Annotated in this window: 2 protein-coding genes; both read right to left on the reverse strand. The window is 39.3% G+C overall.

What is annotated here, in order from left to right:
* On the reverse strand, positions 1-1,545 hold a 1,545-nt coding region (locus ACFIMA_RS09495; protein WP_375693775.1), incomplete at its 3' end, for a YfjI family protein.
* Between the two features lie 12 nt (positions 1,546-1,557).
* Positions 1,558-1,971 (reverse strand): toprim domain-containing protein (locus tag ACFIMA_RS09500; protein ID WP_375693776.1); only part of this gene is annotated, 414 nt, incomplete at its 5' end.

The raw sequence follows: 1,971 nt of genomic DNA on the forward strand, positions 1-1,971 counted from the left end.
ACCTAATTCATTCCCCTCTATAGGAAATTCACGAATATAGTTACAACGACATAAAAGCTCTAAAGCTTGCTTAACGGCTCCATTGTCTTTTAAAGATCTCCAACACCGTCTATAGATATCTCTTGCCGTAAAAACATTGGGTAAAAGATCACAGCGCTCTACAATTAATTTTGCACGCTCTGCTGTTAATGTATCATTCGCCGCATAAAGACGTTTTGCATGACTTATCAGATATTCTTCCCAATATAAGGCTCTCTCAAGGGCATCTCTATTGATTTCAAAACGCCCCCCTTCACTCAATTCAAAAATCAATGCAAGGGTTGGTATGGTTTTATTCATTTTCAAAAGATGCGCTTGTAAACTTGATGAGAAATGACCTCCTTTGATTGTTCTTTGAAAATTTTCCCACCATACACGAAACATTTCTTGAGCTTCAGCAGAAAAGCGTATGGTAATAGGGTGTTTTGGTGATCCTAATGGTTTATTATAAAGAGAACGAAAAATTTCTTGATAACTTTCCCATGCCTTTTGATTGGGAGGTCTATCAACCCATAACCGCTCTTTTCGTTCATCGGGCCACACCAGCATTTGAAACCGTTGCAATAAGCCGTCATTATTTGTTCCATGGTGCATTGCTTGAATAATGGGAATAATCCGTGAAGGTTGAATGCCCCCAATAATGGAAATGGTTGCATTGGGAATAAAAATGGTTCCACGTCCTATACGGTCATAGGTGTATGATTTTTTGCCATTAAAAGCTGTTAGATAGAAAGAACGGTCTGATTGATATTCCTTCCGTTCCAAATCGGATAAAAAACCAGATAATTCATCACGAACCAACAATAAACCACGGGGGTTTTCTTTTAACAATTCCCCAAGCTTTTCGACGGTCACATCGTTGACAATAAGACGTCGTTTATTAAGCGTGTCATCTTCCTCACTTTCTTTATGTTCAAGAGATTGAGAAAGAAGAGCAAGGGCTTGTTCCTCGTCTTGATCTTTGAGTGCTTTGTAGGCTTGTTTTTTCTTTTCTCTTTTGTCTAATTCAATAAGAATATCTTTTGTTTCTTGCTGTTTTTTCTTCTTTAACCATTCTTGATGCCATTCCTCTTGAAAAACATCGAGAGGTGCTAAAGCAGCTTCCATGGTATCTGTTTTCATAGTTGAAGGTTCCCCCACAATGGCACCCCAGAGATTAGGAACAATTTTCCAATTGGCATGTTGTTTTGGAGAAACCCGCACGCCATTTCCAATGACAGCAGATAATCCACATAAAGCAGAAACAGCAACAAAATCGATAGAAGATTGTTGAATATCAGCAACGTCATAAACATAGTTTATTAATGGTGTTGGAAGCAGGAATATTTTAAAAGGCTCGACGGGTAAGAGAGCCGTAGCAATCGGTTGTAATTGCCCCCAACCATTTTGTTGCAAGGCTTGTTCATAAGAAATGGCTTTTAAACAAGTATTTTCGTTTAAAGAGACATTATCGTTATCATTGACGGGAGTATTTTCATTATTGTTTTGTAAATTACTATCTTTCATAGTTTCCCTCTTTTAAGAAAGTAATACGTTATTAAAATCAGTTCCTTTTGGAGCTTGCATCATAAAGACCTCAAAGCCTTGGCTATAGGCATGTGCAGCGAGGTTAAAACCTGCTTTACGACCCGCATCATCGCCGTCCATTGCAATGGTGAGACGCCCTTTTGTATGGGGTAAATTCACACGCATCATGCCACTGGTTGAAAGAGAAGCCCATAAATCAACGGGCTCTGATAACAACCCAGACAAAAGAGCCAGACCGGTTTCAATGCCCTCACAAATGACCAGATGTTTGGGATTGCCTTGACTTAAATGCACAGCACCACCTGTTACAGATCCCAACATGGCTTTTGCTGGTTTTTGATCTGTTTTGCAGCCATTGTCTTTTAAAAAGGTTCTATGAATGGCAAAGGAGCCAGCCCCCTTAAC

The sequence above is a fragment of the Bartonella sp. AP88HLJMH genome (genome assembly GCF_042195605.1).
In the GTDB taxonomy this organism is placed as follows: domain Bacteria; phylum Pseudomonadota; class Alphaproteobacteria; order Rhizobiales; family Rhizobiaceae; genus Bartonella.